Genomic DNA, 16,552 nt, shown 5'->3' with positions numbered 1-16,552 from the left:
AAAGAAGGCGACATGAGGAGAACGGCGGCGCTCGCGAGCGTCACCATGACCGCCGTGCTGGCTCTCACCGCGTGCGGTGGTGGCGGCGGCACGGCCGCCCCCTCCACCGGCGGCGGCACCGGCGCGACCTCGACCGGGACCGCCGCGACGGGCGGCACGGTGCACATCCTGGGCAACGCGGACTACTCCCACCTGGACCCGGCGCGCGGCTGGGACGGCGGCGTGAACAACTTCTACCGGCTCATCTACCGGGGCCTGGTCACGTTCGGCGCCGGACCGGGGGCCGAGGGCACGAAGATCATGCCTGACCTGGCCACCGACCTGGGCACGCCGTCGGAGGACCACAAGACCTGGACGTTCACCCTCAAGGACAACATCTTCTTCGAGGACGGCACACCGATCACCAGCGAGGCGGTCAAGTTCGGCTTCTCGCGGGCCTTCGACCCCGAGGCCGGGATCGGCTCGCCCTACGGCAAGCTGCTGCTCGACGCCCCGAAGGACTACGAGGGCCCCTACCTGACGGGCGACCTCGACACGATCGAGACCCCCGACGCCAAGACGGTCGTCATCCACCTGAAGAAGTCCTTCCCCGACTTCCCCAGCGCGCTGACCCAGCCGAACTTCGTCCCGTTCCCCAAGGGCACCGGCGCGGCCGGGGCCTTCGACAGCAAGCCGATCGCCAGCGGCCCGTACAAGGTGGAGAGCTACCAGCGCGGCGCCTCGCTCAAGCTGGTGCGCAACCCGCACTGGAAGCCCGAGACCGACACGGTCCGCGCGGCCAGGCCGGACGCCTACCAGTGGACCTTCGGCCTGGACGCGGCCACCATCGACGAGCGCATGCTGGCCGGTCAGGGCGCCGACGCCGACGCCATCGCGGGGACCCCCAGCATCCAGGCGGCGACCGTGGCGCGCGTGCAGGCGCCGCAGATCAAGTCGCGCACGCTGTCCGGCCTGGGCGGCTGCACCACGTACATGAGCCTGAACACCACCAAGGAGAACCTGGACGACCTCAAGGTGCGCCAGGCGATCAACCACGCGGTCAACAAGGACACCGTGGTGGCCGCGCTCGGCGGCTCGACGCTGGCGGTCAAGGGCACCGCGATCCAGCCGCCCACGATCAAGGGCCGGGCCGACTACGACCCCTACCCGTACAACGTCGAGACGGCCAGGAAGCTGCTGGCCGAGGCGGGGCTGGCCGGCGGGTTCTCGCTGACGCTCGACACCCGGCCGGTGCCCAAGATGCAGGCGGTCGCGGTGGCGATCCAGGAGGCGCTCAAGCAGGTGAACATCGATGTCAAGATCAACAACATCGACACGTCGACCTTCTACGAGGTGATCGGCACGCCGGCGCAGCAGCACGACGCCGCCATCACCGGCTGGTGCCCGGACTGGGCGTCCGGCGCGACGTTCCTGCCGCCGCTGTTCGACGGCCGCAACATCGTCGCCAAGGGCAACCAGAACCTGGCCCAGCTCGACGACAAGGGCATCAACGCGCGCATCGACGAGATCGCCGCGATGCCGGACGTCGCGGCCGCCGACGCCGCCTACGGCGAGCTGGACAAGGAGATCATGAAGCTGGCCCCGATGGTGCCGCTGGCCTACGAGAAGGTCGTCACGATCACCGGCGCCAACATCGCGGGCGCCTACCTGTCGAACGCCTACTCCGGCGGCATCGACCTGGTCTCCGTCGGCCTGGCGAAGCCGACCGAGTAGATGAGCACCGCCGCCCCTCCACACGAGCTGGCAGGTCCCGTCGCGGGGCCCGCCAGCTCGGGCCGGCGCGTCGTCCGCGCGCTGACGCACGACTGGGCCGCCATGGCCAGTGCCGGCTTCCTCGCGCTGATCCTGCTGATGGCGGTGCTCGCGCCGCTGATCAGCCTCATCACCGGTCACGGCCCCAACGAGTTCGACACCGCGGCGATCAACACCGATCTCGGCGGCATCCCGCACGGCGCGTTCGGCGGGATCAGCGCCGAGCACCCGTTCGGCGTCGAGCCGCAGAACGGCCGTGACATCCTCGCGCGCATCGCCTACGGCGCCCGCGTGTCGCTGCTGATCGCCGCCGCCGCCACGGTGCTCACGACGCTGCTGGGGGTGGTGCTCGGCATGCTGGCCGGGTTCTACCAGGGCTGGGTCGACCAGGTGATCTGCCGGGTGATGGACTTCCTGATGGCGTTCCCGGCGCTCATCTTCATGATCGCGATCCTGTCGTCGCTGCCCGCGGGCAACCGGTCGGTGCTGCTGGTCGTGGTGATCAGCGTGTTCGGCTGGCCGTACCTGGCCCGGGTGGTGCGCGGGCAGACGATGACGCTGGTCAACCGGGAGTTCGTCGAGGCGGCCCGGGCGTCCGGCGCCTCCACCTCGGCGCTGGTGTTCAAGGAGATCCTGCCGAACCTGCGCAGCTCCCTCATCGTGATGACCACGCTGGCCGTGCCCGGCTACATCGGCACCGAGGCCGGGCTGTCGTTCCTGGGCGTCGGCGTGGCACCGCCCACGCCGTCGTGGGGCCAGATGATCTCCAGCTCGGTCGGCTGGTACGCGGTCGACCCGATGTACTTCGCCATCCCGGGCCTGTTCCTGTTCCTCACGGTGCTGTCGCTGACCGTGCTCGGCGACCGGCTGCGTGCCGCCTTCGACGCGGGAGATGCCTCATGATGGCGCGCTACGTCGCGGGCCGGGCCGCCGGGGTCGTCGTGATCCTGTTCCTGGTCTGCCTGTTCACCTTCATCATCTTCTTCACCCTGTCGCCCGACCCGGCGGTGATGATCTGCGGGAAGACGTGCACGCCTGAGCGCATCGACCAGATCCGCGGCGTGCTCGGGCTGGACCAGCCGTTCCTGACGCAGTTCGGCACGTTCCTCGTGGGCATCTTCGCCGGGCGGACCTACGGCCAGGGCGCCAACCTGGTCGAGTGCGCCGCGCCGTGCCTCGGCTACAGCTTCCAGACCAACCAGTCCGTGTGGGACATGATCGTGGAGCGGCTGCCGATCAGCGCCACCGTGGCCGTCGGCGCGGCGGTGCTCTGGCTGCTGTTCGGCATCCTGGCCGGGCTGCTCAGCGCGGTCAAGGAGGGCACCTGGTGGGACCGCACCGCCATGGGGCTGGCCCTGGGCGGCTCCAGCGTCCCCAACTACGTGCTCGCGCTCGCGCTGCAGTACGTGCTGGTGGTGCAGCTGCAGATCCTGCCGTTCCCGTCGGCGGTGCCGTTCGGCGAGGACCCGGTGCTGTGGTTCCAGTCGTACCTGATGCCGTGGCTGGTGCTGGCCACCGGCTACGCCTGCCTGTACGCGCGGCTGACCCGGGCCAACGTGATCGACACGCTCGCCGAGAACTTCATGCGCACGGCCCGCGCCAAGGGCCTGAGCCCGGCGCTGACCATGCGCAGGCACGCACTGCGGCCCGCGCTCACCCCGATCGCCACGATCTTCGGCATGGACTTCGCGGCGCTGCTCGGCGGCGCGCTGATCACCGAGACGGTGTTCGGGCTGAACGGCGTCGGCAAGATGGCCGCCGACTCCATCGCGAAGAACGACCAGCCGGTGATCATGGCGGTGACGCTGCTCGCGGCGTTCTTCGTGGTCGTCGGCAACGTGGTGGTGGACCTCGTCTACACGACGCTGGACCCGAGAGTGAGGATCACGGCGAAATGAGCGAGCTGCTTGTCGTGGAGGATCTCACGGTCACCTTCCCGACCACGCGCGGGCCGGTGGACGTGGTCAAGGACGTGTCCTTCACCGTGGCCGGGGACGAGACGGTCGGCATCGTCGGCGAGTCCGGTTCCGGCAAGTCGATGACCAGCCTGGCGATCATGGGCTTGCTGCCCAAGGGCGCGCGGGCCAGCGGGAGCATCCGGCTCGACGGCACCGAGCTGCTGGGCCGCTCGGACCGGGAGATGCGGAAGATCCGCGGCGACCGGGTGTCGATGGTGTTCCAGGACCCGCTGTCGTCGCTGAACCCGTACTACACCGTGGGCCTGCAGATCGAGGAGGTCTACCGGGCGCACCGCGACCGCTCCCGCAAGGCGGCGCGCAGGGTCGCGATCGAGGCGCTGGAGCAGGTCGGGCTGCCCGACCCGGAGCGGCGGGTGGACTACTACCCCCACCAGTTCTCCGGCGGGCAGCGGCAGCGCGTCATGATCGCGATGGCGCTGGTGTGCTCGCCCGCGCTGCTCATCGCCGACGAGCCGACCACCGCGCTGGACGTGACCGTGCAGGCGCAGATCCTGCGGCTGCTGGCCGACCTGCGGCGCGAGAGCGGCACCGGGATGGTGTTCATCACCCACGACCTGGCGGTGATCAGCTCGATCGCCACCCGCGTGCTGGTGATGCGCCGGGGCGAGCAGGTCGAGTACGGCACGGCCGAGCAGGTGTTCGCCGAGCCGGGCCACGACTACACGCGGATGCTGCTGGAGAGCATCCCCCGGATCGACGACGAGGTGACCACATGAGTGATCCGCTGCTGCGCGCCCGGGACCTGACCAAGCGGTTCACCGCGCGCGGGCCGCTGGGCAGCAAGGCCGAGTTCACCGCCGTGGACCAGGTCGGCTTCGACGTGGAGCTGGGCGAGACGCTGGCCGTGGTGGGCGAGTCGGGCAGCGGCAAGTCGACGACCGCGCGGCTGGTGGCCAAGCTGATGGAGCCGAGCGGCGGCACGCTGGAGTTCGAGGGCGAGGACATCACGCACGCCAAGGGGCCGGCGCTGGCCCGCTACCGGGGCAAGGTGCAGGTCGTCTTCCAGGACCCGTTCTCCTCGCTCAACCCGCGCCACACGGTCGAGCGCATCCTGACGGCGCCGCTGGTCTACCAGGGCATCGCGCCCAGGGGCAGCAGGCGGGAGCACGCCAAGGAGCTGATGGAGCGGGTCGGGCTGAACCCGGACCACTCGCTGCGCTACCCGGCGCAGTTCTCCGGCGGGCAGGCGCAGCGCATCGGCATCGCCCGCGCGCTGGCCGTCGGCCCGAAGCTGGTGATCTGCGACGAGGCCGTGTCGGCGCTGGACGTGTCGGTGCAGGCGCAGGTGATCGAGCTGCTGCGCCGGCTGCAGCGGGAGAGCGGGTTCAGTTACATCTTCATCGCCCACGACCTGGCCGTGGTGCGGCAGATCGCGCAGCGGGTCGCGGTGATGAGCAAGGGCCGGATCGTCGAGCAGGGCCCGTGCGAGCAGGTCTTCACCGCGCCGCGGGACCCGTACACACAGACGCTGCTGGCGGCCATCCCCCGGATCGACCCGGAGTGGGACCGCCGCCGGCGCGAGCACGTCACGAAGGAGAAGGGTTGATCACCGCCAGTTACCCCATCCCCGGGATGCGGGTGCGCGACCACGCGGTGCAGGTGCCGCTCGACTGGTCGGCGCCGGGCCGGGGCACGATCACGGTGTTCGCCCGCGAGCTGGCCGACCCGGTGCGCGACCGCGAGGACCTGCCGTGCCTGGTCTACCTGCAGGGCGGGCCGGGCGGCAAGGGCCCGCGGCCGACCGGCAGGGACGGCTGGCTCGGCCGCGCGCTGAGAACGCACCGGGTGATCCTGCTGGACCAGCGCGGCACCGGCCGCAGCTCGCGGATCGACGGACGGGTCATGGACGGGCTCACCGCCGGGGAGGGCGCCGCGTATCTGGCGCTGTTCCGGGCGGACTCGATCGTGGCCGACGCCGAGCACCTGCGCAAGACCGTCTTCGGCGGCCGGCGCTGGTCGACGCTGGGCCAGAGCTACGGCGGGTTCCTGACGCTCACGTACCTGTCGCGGGCCCCGGAGGGGCTGAGCGCCTGCTACGTGGCGGGCGGGCTGCCCGCGCTGGAGCCGGACGCGGCCGAGGTCTACCGGCGCACCTATCCGCGGGTCGCGGCCAAGAACGCCGAGTTCTACCGCCGCTACCCGCACCACGCCGAGACCACCGCCCGGCTCGCCGACCGGCTGGCCGGGGGCGACGTGCTGCTGCCCGACGGCGACACGCTCACCGTGCGGCGGCTGCAGTCGCTCGGCATCGACTTCGGCATGAAGCCGGGCTTCGAGCGCATGCACTGGCTGCTCGACGAGTCGGCCGGCCTGCCGGAGACGTTCCTGCACCAGGTGCTGGCCCGCTCGTCGTACGCCGACAACCCGCTGTTCGCCGCGCTCCAGGAGAGCATCTACGGGCACGGGCCCGGCGCGACCGCGTGGGCCGCCGAGCGGGAGCGCGCCCGGCACCCGGAGTTCGCGGAGACGGCCAGGCCGCTGCTGTTCACCGGGGAGATGATCTATCCCTGGATGTTCGAGGAGATCCGCGCGCTGCGCCCGTTCCGCGCCGCCGTCGAGCTGCTCGCCGGGCGCGACGACTGGCCGCCGCTGTACGACCGGGACCGGCTGGCCGCCAACGAGGTGCCGCTGGCCGCCGCCGTCTACTTCGACGACATGTACGTGGACTCCGGCCTGCAACTGGACACCGCCTCCCGCGTCGGCAACGCGCGGGCCTGGGTCACCAACGAGTACGAGCACGACGGCATCGGCGACGAGCGGGTCTTCGCCAGGCTGACGGAGCTCGTCGACGACTACGGAGGAGGAATCACCGGTGAGTGACGGCAAGCTGCCGAAACTGTCCGAGATCGCGGCGTTCACCGAGTACATGGCGACGGGCTGGGACTCGCCCCGGCGCACCGCGCCGCTGGTCGCGGGCGCCGCCGGGGCCGCCGCCGCGCACCGGGCCCGGCTGGCCGCCGCGCTGCCCGGGCAGAGCGTGTTGGTGTCCGCCGGGCGGGCGCCGGTGCGCGCCAACGACACGCACTACGACTTCCGGGTGGACAGCGACTTCTACTGGCTGACCGGGTGCGCGGTGGAGAACGCCGTGGCCGTGGTGCGCGACGGCGGCTGCACGCTCTACCTGCCACCGCCGGCGGGCCCGGGTGAGCCGGAGTTCTTCACCGACGCGACCTACGGCGAGCTGTGGGTGGGCCCGTCGCCGTCCCTGGCGGAGTGGGCGGCGGCCCTGGGCTGCGAGGTGCGGCCCCTGGCCGACCTCGACGGCGAGCCGCAGCCCCCGTCGGACGAGGTCAGGCGGGTGCTCGCGGAGCTCCGCATGATCAAGGACGAATGGGAGGTCGCCCAGTTGCGCGAGGCGGTGGACCGTACCGTCGAGGGCTTCGCCGCCGTCGTCGGCGAGATCCCGGCGGCGGTCGCGGGCGGCGGCGAGCGGTGGCTGCAGGGCACCTTCGACCGCTACGCCCGCACGCACGGCAACGGCCCCGGCTACGCCACCATCGTCGGCAGCGGCGCGCACGCGCCCACCCTGCACTGGGTGCGCTGCGACGGCCCCGTGCTGCCGGACGAGATGCTGCTGCTCGACATGGGCGTGGAGACGCGCGGCCACTACACCGCGGACGTCACCCGCACCTTCCCCGCCTCCGGCCGCTTCTCCGAAGCCCAGCGGCGGGTGCACGACCTGGTGGAGAAGGCGCACCGGGCCGGCCTCGCGGCCGTGGCGCCCGGCCGCCGGTTCACCGACTTCCACCACGCCGCCATGGAGGTCATCGCCCGCGGGCTGGACGACTGGGGGCTGCTGCCGGTGTCGGTCGACGAGGCCCTGTCGGAGCGTGGCCAGCACCACCGCCGGTGGCTCGTCTGCGGCATCGGCCACCACCTCGGGCTGGACGTGCACGACTGCGCCAAGTCCAGGCCCGAGGCCTACCAGGGCGCGGCGATGGCGCCCGGCATGGTGCTCACCGTCGAGCCCGGACTGTACTTCCACGCCCACGACACGACCCTCCCGCCCGAGCTGCGCGGGATCGGCGTGCGCATCGAGGACGACCTGCTGGTCACCGCGGACGGCGCGGAGAACCTCTCCGCCTCGCTGCCCCTCGACGCGAGCGGCCTGGAGATCTGGATGAAGAACAACAAGGAGAACGCATGACCACCCCCGTCTGGCACGGCGTGCACGTCGCGACCGCGCTGCCCTTCGACGACGACCTGTCGGTCGACTACGACGGATACGCCGAGCACGTGCGTTTCCTGGCCGAGGGCGGCTGCGACGGCGTCTGCCCGAACGGCTCGCTGGGCGAGTACCAGACGCTGACGGCCGAGGAGCGCGCCCGCGTGGTGCGCACCGCCGTCGAGGCCGCCCCCGAGGGCTTCCACGTCATGCCCGGCGTGGCGGCGTACGGCGCGGCCGAGGCCAGGCGCTGGGCCGAGCAGGCCGCCGAGGCGGGCGCCTCGTCGGTGCTGCTGCTGCCGCCGAACGCCTACCGCGCCGACCGCGCCGCCGTCGTCGGCCACTACCGGGAGGTCGCCAAGGCGGGCCTGCCCGTCGTGGCCTACAACAACCCGATCGACACCAAGGTCGACCTGACCCCGGACCTGCTGGCCGAGCTGCACCGGGAGGGCCTGATCGTCGGCGTCAAGGAGTTCACCGGCGACGTGCGCCGCGCCTACGAGATCGCCGAGCTGGCCCCGGGCCTGGACGTGCTCATCGGCTCCGACGACGTGCTGCTGGAGGTGGGCATCGCCGGCGCGGTCGGCTGGATCGCCGGCTACCCGAACATGATCCCCAAGGCCACGGTCGAGCTCTACCGGCTGGCCACCTCCGGCGACCCGGCGGACCTGGCCAAGGCGCTGCCGATCTACCGCGACCTGCACCCGCTGCTGCGCTGGGACTCCAAGACCGAGTTCGTCCAGTCCATCAAGCTGTCGATGGACCTGGCCGGGCGCAAGGGCGGGCCGTGCCGGCCGCCGCGCGCGCCGCTCTCCGCCGAGCTCGCCGCCCGCATCACCCGCGACACGCAGGCGGTGCTCGACAAGGGGTACGTGTAGCCGCATAGCGCCCCCCTACCTGGGAATGGAGTGATCCAGGACATATCTGGGCTGGTCGGGGGGCTGGCATGGCTTCTTCTCGCGGCGTCTTCCGCCGCAAGCCGGTGGAGCAGATCGCGGAGGAGCACGAGGGCGAGCAGTCGCGCTCGCTCGGGCTGTGGCAGCTCACCGCGATCGGCATCGGCGGCATCATCGGGGCGGGCATCTTCGCGCTGGCCGGCGCGGTCGCCAACCAGACGGCGGGGCCGGCCGTGCTGGTGTCATTCCTCATCGCGGGGGTGGCCAGCGCGGCCGCGGCCTTCTCCTACGCGGAGTTCGCGGGCATGATCCCGAAGGCCGGGTCCGCCTACACCTACGGCTACGCCGTGCTGGGCGAGCTGGTGGGCTGGCTGATCGGGTGGGACCTGCTGCTGGAGTACACGGCGATCGTGGCGGTCGTCGGCATCGGCATATCCGGATATTTCGGGTTTCTGGTGCAGCAGCTCGGGTTCGGGCTGCCCGCCTGGATGCTGGGGGCGCCGGGCACCGGCGCCGGGCACGTGGTCGACCTCTTCGCGGTGGTGCTGTGCCTGCTCATCGCCTTCCTGCTGAACCTCGGCATCCGCGCCGCCGCCCGGTTCGAGACGATCGTGGTCGTCATCAAGGTCGCCGTGGTGCTGCTGGTGATCGTGGTGGGGTTCTTCCACGTCAACACGGCCAACTACACGCCGTTCTTCCCGTTCGGCGTCGGCGGCGCGATCACCGGCGCGGCCACCGTGTTCTTCGCCGTGTTCGGCTACGACGCGATGAGCACCGCCGCCGAGGAGTCGCGCGACGCCCAGCGGCACATGCCCAGGGCGATCATCTACTCGCTCGTCATCTCGATGATCCTGTACGTGCTGGCGACCCTGGTGCTCACCGGCATGCAGAACTACCGCGACATCGACCCCGAGAGCGGCTTCTCCTCGGCGTTCGCGTCCGTCGGGTTGTCGGGGCTGGCGACGGTGATCGCCGTCGGGGCGATCATCGGCATCCTGACCGTCATGTTCACCTTCATGCTGGGGGTGACGCGGGTCTGGTTCTCGATGAGCCGCGACGGGCTGCTGCCGCTGTGGTTCGCCAAGCTGCACCCGGTGCGGCGGGTGCCGTCGCGGGTCACCTGGATCGTGGGCGTCGCCTCGGCGCTCATCGCCGGGTTCCTGCCGATCCAGGAGGCGGCCGAGCTGACCAACATCGGCATCCTGCTGGCCTTCGTGGTGGTGTGCGTGGCGGTGATCGTGCTGCGCTACCGGCAGCCCGGCCTGCCCCGCCAGTTCCGCACGCCGGGGATGCCCGTGGTGCCGGCCATCGGGGTGGTCTTCTCCGTGTGGCTGATCACCTTCCTGGACCCGCTGACCTGGCTGCGGTTCGCCGTCTGGTTCGCGATCGGGCTGGTCATCTACTTCGCCTACAGCCGCCGCCACTCCATGCTCAACCGCTGAGCGCCGAACCGTCCGGCGCCGGTGCGCGTACCTCCATGAAAGCCCCCAGGAGGTCACATGCCCGTCAGCACGCTGAGAGCCGTACTCGTCCGGGCCGCGGTGGTCGTGGCGCTCGCGTCCGGCTGCTCGCCGGCCGTCGGCGAGCCCGCCCCGCAGGCGGGCTACGGGGAAGCCGACGTGCGCTTCTCCCAGGAGATGATCCCGCACCACCGGCAGACGATCGCGCTGGCGAAGCTGGCCGCCGACCGCACCCGCAACACCTACGTGCGCGAGCTCGGCGAGTCGCTGGCCGAGGGCGAGCAGGCGGACATCGACGTGATGGCCTCCTGGCTGCGCGCCTGGGGACGCGCCGTGCCGGAGGACCACGGCTCCGCGCACGCCATGCCCGGCATGCTGGCGCCCGAGCAGGTCGCCGAGCTGGAGCGCAGCTCCGGGCAGGGGTTCGACCGCAAGTGGCTGTCGGTGATCGTGGACCATCTCGAAGCCGGCGTCCAGATGGCCGAGACCGTGCAGGCCGAGGGGTCGCACGCGGAGACCGCCGAGCTCGCCGAGGAGATCGCCGCGACGCAGCGGGCGCGGATCGAGGAGATCGTCGGCCGGACGGCCCCTGTTTGATGGCGACGCGAATAGTAGGTTAGGCTTGCCTAAGTGTTGAAGGTCAGTTGGTGACCCGCGCTGGCCCGCATGGACGTCGCATGCCCGCGCGCGTCCATGGAACAAGGAAACATTCATGCAGTTCAGGCTCCCCCGGGTGCGCGTGTCCGCGCTCCTGTTCTCCGCGGCCCTGCTGGTCGCCACCGGCTGCGGCTCCACCCCGCCGCGGACCGCCGCGCCCGCCCCGTCAGGGAACACCGGGAGCGCCGCGAACACCGCGAGCGCCGGCGCCTTCCCCGTGACCATCGACAGCGCGCTCGGCCAGGCGACGATCACCGAGCAGCCCGAGCGGGTCGTCACCCTCGGACAGGGCTCGGCCGAGACCGCGATCGCGCTCGGCCACACCCCGGTCGGCATCGAGAGCTACGCCTGGGGCAGCGACAAGACCGGCTACCTGCCGTGGATCCACGAGGCGGTGACCAAGGCCGGGGGCACGCTGCCCAAGCAGTTCGCCGGCGGCGAGAACATCGACTTCGACACCATCGTCGAGCTGGAGCCCGACGTCATCCTGGCGCCGTGGTCGGGCATCACGCAGGAGCAGTACGACATCCTCAAGGACATCGCGCCGACCGTGGCCTACCCGGACCTGGCGTGGAGCACCAACTGGGACCAGCAGATCGAGATCATCGCCAAGGCGCTGGGCAAGCCGGCCGAGGCGCCCAAGCTGATCGCGTCGGTCAAGAAGCGGCTCGCCGACGCCGCCGCGACCCGCCCGCAGTACAAGGACGTCACCTTCTCCTACATCTACACCACCGGGCCCGGCACGCTCGGCGTGTTCAAGCCGGAGGAGCAGCGGGTGGAGATGGTCTCCTCGCTCGGCCTCACCGTGGACCCGGTGGTCGGCTCCTTCAAGGAGACCGAGGGGACCGACTCGGCGATCATCGGCCTGGAGAACGCCCAGAAGCTCGCCGGGAGCGATCTGATCTTCACCTTCTACACCGACGCCAAGACCCGCGAGGAGATCGAGGCGCAGAAGCTGTACGCGGCGATCCCGGCGGTCAAGCGCGGCGCCGTGGTGGCCGGCGACGACACGTCGTTCGTCACCGCGTCGTCGATCATCAACCCGCTGACGGTGCCGTGGGTGATCGGCCGCTACCTGCCGCTGATCGACGAGGCCGTCGCCAAGCTCGACGGCTGAGTCCGCGCACCCGCCTCATGACGACCACCGCCTCATGACGACGACCGCCTCATGACGACGACCGCACGCAGCGCGCCGGGCGCCGCCCGGCCGCTGGTCTTCCTGCTCGCCGCGCTGGCCGTGCTGGCGTTCGCCGTGCTGGCGAGCGTCGCGTTCGGCAGCCACCCCACCTCGATCGGCGACGTGCTGCGGGTGCTCAACGGCACCGCCGACGCCAACACGACGACGGTGATCGAGAGCCGTTACCCGCGCACCGCGCTCGGCCTGCTCGCCGGGCTCTGCCTGGCCGTCGCCGGCACGCTCATGCAGGGCGTCACCCGCAACCCGCTGGCCGACCCCGGCCTGCTCGGCATCACCGCGGGCGCGTCGGCCGGCATCGTGTCCGCCACCGCGTTCCTCGGCGTGTCGGGGCAGTGGGGCGCGGTGTGGTGGGCGCTGCCGGGAGCGCTGCTCGCCGGGCTGCTCGTGCACGTCATCGGGTCGGCCGGGTCGGGCACCGGGCTGGTGCGGCTGGTCCTGGCGGGCGCGGTCGTCACCGCCGTCCTCACCGCGTACGTGCAGGCCGTGACGCTCGGGCTGCCGCGCGTCTTCGACAGCTACCGCTACTGGGTGGTGGGCGCGCTCGGCGGCCGGGACTTCGACGTCCTGCTGTCGGTGCTGCCGCCGGCGGGGCTCGGCCTGCTCGTCGCCGTGCTGATCGCGCCGGGGCTCAACGCGCTCGCGCTCGGCGACGAGAGCGCGGCCGCGCTCGGCACCAGCCCCGCCGCGATGCGCGCCGGCGGGCTGCTGGCGGCGACGCTGCTGAGCGCGGCGGCGACCGCGGCCGTCGGCCCGATCGGCTTCGTCGGCCTGGCCGTCCCGCACATCGTGCGGGCGCTGGCGGGCGTGGGGTTCCGCGCCCAGATCGTGTTCTCCGCGGTCGTCGGCCCGGCCCTGCTGCTGCTCGCCGACGTCGCGGGCCGCCTGGTGCTGCGCCCGCAGGAGCTGATGGTCGGCGTCGTCACCGCGTTCCTCGGCGCCCCCGCGCTCCTGCTGGCCGTCCGCAGGATGAAGGGGAGCGCATGACCGTCGTCAAGATCGGGCGGGTGATCGCCGTCCCCGTCGGACGGAACGGCGCCGTCGCCGCCGCAGTCACCGCGGCGCTCGTCGTGGTGGCCGCCGTCGCCACCCTGTCGCTCGGGCGGCTCGGCATCCCGGTGGCCGACCTGCCGCAGGCCCTGTTCGGCGGGGCCGAGGGCAAGGAGGCGTTCGTGCTGGGCCGGCTGCGCGGGCCGCGCCTGGTCGTGGGCATCGGCACCGGGGCGGCGCTGGGCCTGTCGGGCGCGCTGTTCCAGACCGTCACCCGCAACCCGCTCGGCAGCCCGGACGTCATCGGCGTCTCCGCCGGGGCGGGGGCGGGCGCCGCGACCGCCGCGCTCTTCCTGCCGGGCCTGCTGCCGGTGCCGCTCGGCGCGCTGGCCGGCGCCGTCCTCGCGATGGCTCTGGTGTACGTGTCGACCGGGGCCGGATTCCGTAACCCGGGCCGCCTCATCGTGGCCGGCATCGGCGTCTCGGCGATCTCCGTGGCCTTCACCCAGTACGTCGTCTACGCCGTCGAGCGTGACAGGGCTACCGTGCTCATGGCCTACCTCAACGGCAGCCTGTCGGCCCGGGCCTGGGACCACGCGGTCACGATCTGGCTGGTGGTGCTGCTGACCGCGCCGCTCGTCGCGTTGCTGGCCCGCCGCCTGGACATGACGGAGCTGGGCGACGAGCTGGCCGCCGGGCTGGGCGCGGAACCCGGCGCCACCAGGACCGCCGCCGTGTCGCTGTCGGTCGTGCTGTCCGCGGCCGCCGTCTCCGTCGCCGGGCCGATCGCGTTCATCGCGCTGACCGCGCCGCAGATCGCCCGCCGCCTCACCGGCGGGCCCGGCCCGCACCTGACGCTGTCGGCGCTCGTCGGCGCGCTGCTGCTGGTGCTCGCCGACCTGGCCGCGCAGCAACTGCCCATCCCCGGCAACCTGCCGGTCGGCATCCACACGATGGCCGTCGGCGGCCTCTACCTCGGCTACCTGCTGACCCGCGAATGGCGGAAGGGAACACTGTGAGCACCACGGGGCTGGGCGTCCGGGACGTCACGATCTCCTACGGCGGCGACCCGGTCGTGCGCGACGTCAGCCTCGACATCCCGGACGGCGAGCTCAGCGTGATCATCGGGCCGAACGGGTGCGGCAAGTCGACGCTGCTCAAGTCGCTGGCCCGGGTGCGCAAGCCGGACCGGGGGCAGGTGCTGCTCAACGGCAGGGACCTGTGGTCGTACCGGGGCAGGCAGGCCGCCCGGCACGTCGCGCTGCTGCCGCAGAACCCGAGCGCCCCCGACGGCATCACCGTGCGCGACCTGGTCCGGCGCGGCCGCTACCCGCACCACACGCTGCTGCGCCAGTGGTCGCCCGGCGACGACGCCGCGATCGACTTCGCGCTGGAGCGCACCGACCTGCGCGAGCTCGCGCACGTGCGGGCCGCCGAGCTGTCGGGCGGCCAGCGGCAGCGTGCCTGGGTGGCCATGGTGCTCGCCCAGCAGACGGACCTGCTGCTGCTCGACGAGCCGACCACGTTCCTCGACATCGCCCATCAGTACGAGCTGCTGGAGCTGTGCCGGGAGCTGCACGGCGAGGGCAGGACGATCGTGGCCGTGCTGCACGACCTCAACCAGGCCGCCCGGTTCGCCTCCCACCTGGTGGTGATGCGCGAGGGGCGGCTGGTCACGCAGGGGCCGCCCGCGGAGGTGCTGACGGCCGAGCTGGTCGGGGACGTGTTCGGGCTGGCGTGCGACATCGTGCCCGACCCCCGGACGGCAAGCCCGATGGTGGTGCCGCACGACCGCCGCTGAGCCCCTTCGCGGCCGCCTCGTCAGGACCTGACGAGGCGGGCGATCGCGTCGGAGGCTTCCTTAATCTTGGCCTCGGCCTCCGGGCCGCCCTTGACCGTCGCCTCCGCCACACAGTGGGCCAGGTGCTCCTCCAGCAGGGAGAGCGCGAAGGACTGCAGCGCGCTGGTGGCCGCCGACACCTGGGTCAGGATGTCGATGCAGTATTTGTCGTCCTCGACCATCCGCTGCAGCCCGCGCACCTGCCCCTCGGCGCGGCGCAACCGCCGTAGGTGGTCCTGCTTGTTGCCCGTGTATCCGGCCATCGCCCCGTTCCTTTCTGTCGTCCCCCTAGAGGACAAGATACCCCCTGCCCGTATTCCCTCCGACCGGCCGAGGGCCCGGGGCTCCTAAGCTCGACGTCATGGCCAGAATCCCGCAGCGACCCACCACCGCGCCTCCCCAGCGGCGCGCCGACGCCGAGCGCAACATCGCGGCCATCCTGCGGGCCGCACTCCACGCGCTGAGCGCCGACCCGGCGGCCAGCGTGGCCGACATCGCCAAGGCGGCGGGCGTGGGCCGGGTGACGCTCTACGGGCACTTCCCCTCCCGCGAGTCGCTCGTCGACGCGGTGTTCGCGCACGCCATGAGCCTGGCCGAGGCGACGCTGGCCGCCGAGCCGCTCGACGACCTCCCGGCAGGCGAGGCTCTCACGCGGCTCATCGGGTCCTCGTGGGAGGTGCTCGACCGGCACCGGCGGCTGCTCGTCGCGGCCGACCGCACCCTGTCGACCGAGCGCATCCGCCAGTGGCACGACCAGCCGCTCGCTCGCGTGGAGCGGCTCATCGCCCGGGGGCGCGACGAAGGCGCCTTCCGTGCCGATCTGCCGGTGTCGTGGCTGGTGAGCACGTTCTTCAGCCTGCTGCACACGGCCGGGCAGGAGATCGAGGCCGGACGCCTCGGCCGTCAGGACGCGGCCGGCGTGCTGACGGCGACCCTCCTGGCGGCCTTCCGCAAGCCCTGACCGCCGCCCTCCGCCCTCCCCGCCGCCCTTGTCCGCTGGACAAGGGGTACGGGGGTATGGTGTCCTGCAACTCGTACACACGTGTTCAGGTTAGGAGTTCGGCCGATGAATGTCCAAGGCCCTGTCAGGTGGAGCGCGCTGACGCTGCTCTGCCTGGCGCAGTTCATGCTGATCGTCGACATCACCGTGGTGCAGGTCGCGCTGCCGAGCATCGGGGCCGACCTGGCGCTCGGGCGGGAGGCGCTGACCTGGGTGGTCACCACGTACACGCTCTGCTTCGGCGGCCTCATGGTGCTCGGCGGCCGCCTCGCCGACGCCTTCGGCGCCCGCCGCGTGCTCGTGGCGGGGCTGGCGCTCTTCACCGCCGCCTCCCTGGTGGCGGGCCTGGCGCCGAACGGCACCGCCCTGATCGCCGGCCGCGCCCTGCAGGGCATGGGCGCCGCCCTGCTGTCCCCCGCCGCCCTGTCGATCATCACCACGGCGTTCCACGGTGACCGCCGCAACCGCGCCCTCGCCGTCTGGGCCGCCATCGGCGGCTCCGGCGCCGCCGCCGGCGTCCTGCTGGGCGGCCTCCTCACCAGCGGCCCTGGCTGGACCTGGGCCTTCTACGTGAACGTCCCCATCGGCCTGATCGTCCTGGCCACCCTCCCCCGGACC

Annotated in this window: 17 protein-coding genes; 16 read left to right on the top strand and 1 reads right to left on the bottom strand. The window is 72.1% G+C overall.

Going from position 1 to position 16,552, the window contains the following annotated elements:
• Window positions 1-12: 12 nt before the first annotated feature.
• The 14 genes from ADY59_RS33305 (at window position 13) to ADY59_RS33240 (ending at window position 14,895) form a co-directional block, all read left to right on the top strand.
• A complete protein-coding gene (locus ADY59_RS33305) occupies window positions 13-1,713 on the top strand; it encodes an ABC transporter substrate-binding protein (protein ID WP_049570729.1) in 1,701 nt (566 codons plus the stop codon).
• Window positions 1,714-2,655 carry an ABC transporter permease gene (locus tag ADY59_RS33300; protein ID WP_053175409.1) on the top strand — a complete coding sequence of 314 codons (942 nt, stop codon included), beginning with the start codon at window positions 1,714-1,716 and terminating at the stop codon, window positions 2,653-2,655.
• On the top strand, window positions 2,652-3,650 hold the full coding sequence (locus ADY59_RS33295) for an ABC transporter permease (RefSeq protein ID WP_231619011.1): 999 nt from the start codon (window positions 2,652-2,654) through the stop codon (window positions 3,648-3,650). Before ADY59_RS33300 ends, ADY59_RS33295 begins: the two co-directional genes overlap by 4 nt.
• Complete coding sequence (locus ADY59_RS53770; RefSeq protein WP_053175407.1) at window positions 3,647-4,447, top strand: ABC transporter ATP-binding protein; 801 nt, start codon at window positions 3,647-3,649, stop codon at window positions 4,445-4,447. The genes ADY59_RS33295 and ADY59_RS53770 overlap by 4 nt, the downstream gene beginning before the upstream one ends.
• Complete coding sequence (locus tag ADY59_RS53765) at window positions 4,444-5,277, top strand: ATP-binding cassette domain-containing protein (protein WP_049570725.1); 834 nt, start codon at window positions 4,444-4,446, stop codon at window positions 5,275-5,277. The genes ADY59_RS53770 and ADY59_RS53765 overlap by 4 nt, the downstream gene beginning before the upstream one ends.
• A complete protein-coding gene (locus ADY59_RS33280) occupies window positions 5,274-6,551 on the top strand; it encodes an alpha/beta fold hydrolase (protein ID WP_049570724.1) in 1,278 nt (425 codons plus the stop codon). Before ADY59_RS53765 ends, ADY59_RS33280 begins: the two co-directional genes overlap by 4 nt.
• A complete protein-coding gene (locus ADY59_RS33275; RefSeq protein ID WP_049570721.1) occupies window positions 6,544-7,878 on the top strand; it encodes an aminopeptidase P family protein in 1,335 nt (444 codons plus the stop codon). The genes ADY59_RS33280 and ADY59_RS33275 overlap by 8 nt, the downstream gene beginning before the upstream one ends.
• The gene (locus tag ADY59_RS33270) at window positions 7,875-8,774 is read left to right on the top strand and encodes a dihydrodipicolinate synthase family protein (RefSeq protein WP_049570718.1); all 900 of its coding nucleotides are present in this window, start codon (window positions 7,875-7,877) and stop codon (window positions 8,772-8,774) included. The genes ADY59_RS33275 and ADY59_RS33270 overlap by 4 nt, the downstream gene beginning before the upstream one ends.
• A 68-nt stretch (window positions 8,775-8,842) precedes the next feature.
• Complete coding sequence (locus tag ADY59_RS33265; protein WP_049570715.1) at window positions 8,843-10,234, top strand: amino acid permease; 1,392 nt, start codon at window positions 8,843-8,845, stop codon at window positions 10,232-10,234.
• 57 nt (window positions 10,235-10,291) lie between these two features.
• Window positions 10,292-10,849, top strand: coding sequence for a DUF305 domain-containing protein (locus ADY59_RS33260; protein WP_049570712.1), 558 nt, complete (start codon window positions 10,292-10,294; stop codon window positions 10,847-10,849).
• Window positions 10,850-10,964: 115 nt separating this feature from the next.
• The gene (locus ADY59_RS33255; RefSeq protein ID WP_049570711.1) at window positions 10,965-12,026 is read left to right on the top strand and encodes an iron-siderophore ABC transporter substrate-binding protein; all 1,062 of its coding nucleotides are present in this window, start codon (window positions 10,965-10,967) and stop codon (window positions 12,024-12,026) included.
• A 51-nt stretch (window positions 12,027-12,077) separates the two neighbouring features.
• Complete coding sequence (locus tag ADY59_RS33250) at window positions 12,078-13,091, top strand: FecCD family ABC transporter permease (protein WP_049570708.1); 1,014 nt, start codon at window positions 12,078-12,080, stop codon at window positions 13,089-13,091.
• Window positions 13,088-14,113, top strand: a complete 1,026-nt coding sequence (locus ADY59_RS33245; protein ID WP_049570705.1) for a FecCD family ABC transporter permease — start codon at window positions 13,088-13,090, stop codon at window positions 14,111-14,113. The genes ADY59_RS33250 and ADY59_RS33245 overlap by 4 nt, the downstream gene beginning before the upstream one ends.
• Complete coding sequence (locus ADY59_RS33240; protein ID WP_049570702.1) at window positions 14,092-14,895, top strand: ABC transporter ATP-binding protein; 804 nt, start codon at window positions 14,092-14,094, stop codon at window positions 14,893-14,895. The genes ADY59_RS33245 and ADY59_RS33240 overlap by 22 nt, the downstream gene beginning before the upstream one ends.
• 20 nt (window positions 14,896-14,915) lie before the next feature.
• Here the strand turns inward: ADY59_RS33240 and ADY59_RS33235 are convergent, their stop codons facing one another.
• Entirely contained in the window at window positions 14,916-15,197 is a 282-nt protein-coding gene (locus ADY59_RS33235) for a metal-sensitive transcriptional regulator (RefSeq protein ID WP_049570701.1), read from the bottom strand.
• 98 nt (window positions 15,198-15,295) lie between these two features.
• On the opposite strand from ADY59_RS33235, the gene ADY59_RS33230 reads away from it, so the two are divergent.
• Window positions 15,296-15,895 carry a TetR/AcrR family transcriptional regulator gene (locus tag ADY59_RS33230; RefSeq protein ID WP_049570698.1) on the top strand — a complete coding sequence of 200 codons (600 nt, stop codon included), beginning with the start codon at window positions 15,296-15,298 and terminating at the stop codon, window positions 15,893-15,895.
• A gap of 105 nt (window positions 15,896-16,000) precedes the next feature.
• A partial coding sequence (locus ADY59_RS33225; RefSeq protein WP_049570695.1) for an MFS transporter occupies window positions 16,001-16,552 on the top strand: 552 nt, incomplete at its 3' end.

This window comes from Nonomuraea sp. SBT364 (assembly GCF_001083785.1).
Taxonomy (GTDB): domain Bacteria; phylum Actinomycetota; class Actinomycetes; order Streptosporangiales; family Streptosporangiaceae; genus Nonomuraea.
Note: the sequence above shows the minus strand (reverse complement) of the source record. Positions and strands in the feature narration are given on the sequence as shown.

Excerpts from the sequence above, each read along its gene's own strand:
- ADY59_RS33305 (WP_049570729.1), top strand. The coding sequence starts at position 13 with ATGAGGAGAACGGCGGCGCTCGCGAGCGTCACCATGACCGCCGTGCTG.
- ADY59_RS33300 (WP_053175409.1), top strand. The coding sequence starts at position 1,714 with ATGAGCACCGCCGCCCCTCCACACGAGCTGGCAGGTCCCGTCGCGGGG.
- ADY59_RS33295 (WP_231619011.1), top strand. The coding sequence starts at position 2,652 with ATGATGGCGCGCTACGTCGCGGGCCGGGCCGCCGGGGTCGTCGTGATC.
- ADY59_RS53770 (WP_053175407.1), top strand. The coding sequence starts at position 3,647 with ATGAGCGAGCTGCTTGTCGTGGAGGATCTCACGGTCACCTTCCCGACC.
- ADY59_RS53765 (WP_049570725.1), top strand. The coding sequence starts at position 4,444 with ATGAGTGATCCGCTGCTGCGCGCCCGGGACCTGACCAAGCGGTTCACC.
- ADY59_RS33270 (WP_049570718.1), top strand. The coding sequence starts at position 7,875 with ATGACCACCCCCGTCTGGCACGGCGTGCACGTCGCGACCGCGCTGCCC.
- ADY59_RS33265 (WP_049570715.1), top strand. The coding sequence starts at position 8,843 with ATGGCTTCTTCTCGCGGCGTCTTCCGCCGCAAGCCGGTGGAGCAGATC.
- ADY59_RS33260 (WP_049570712.1), top strand. The coding sequence starts at position 10,292 with ATGCCCGTCAGCACGCTGAGAGCCGTACTCGTCCGGGCCGCGGTGGTC.
- ADY59_RS33255 (WP_049570711.1), top strand. The coding sequence starts at position 10,965 with ATGCAGTTCAGGCTCCCCCGGGTGCGCGTGTCCGCGCTCCTGTTCTCC.
- ADY59_RS33250 (WP_049570708.1), top strand. The coding sequence starts at position 12,078 with ATGACGACGACCGCACGCAGCGCGCCGGGCGCCGCCCGGCCGCTGGTC.
- ADY59_RS33245 (WP_049570705.1), top strand. The coding sequence starts at position 13,088 with ATGACCGTCGTCAAGATCGGGCGGGTGATCGCCGTCCCCGTCGGACGG.
- ADY59_RS33240 (WP_049570702.1), top strand. The coding sequence starts at position 14,092 with ATGGCGGAAGGGAACACTGTGAGCACCACGGGGCTGGGCGTCCGGGAC.
- ADY59_RS33235 (WP_049570701.1), bottom strand. The coding sequence starts at position 15,197 with ATGGCCGGATACACGGGCAACAAGCAGGACCACCTACGGCGGTTGCGC.
- ADY59_RS33230 (WP_049570698.1), top strand. The coding sequence starts at position 15,296 with ATGGCCAGAATCCCGCAGCGACCCACCACCGCGCCTCCCCAGCGGCGC.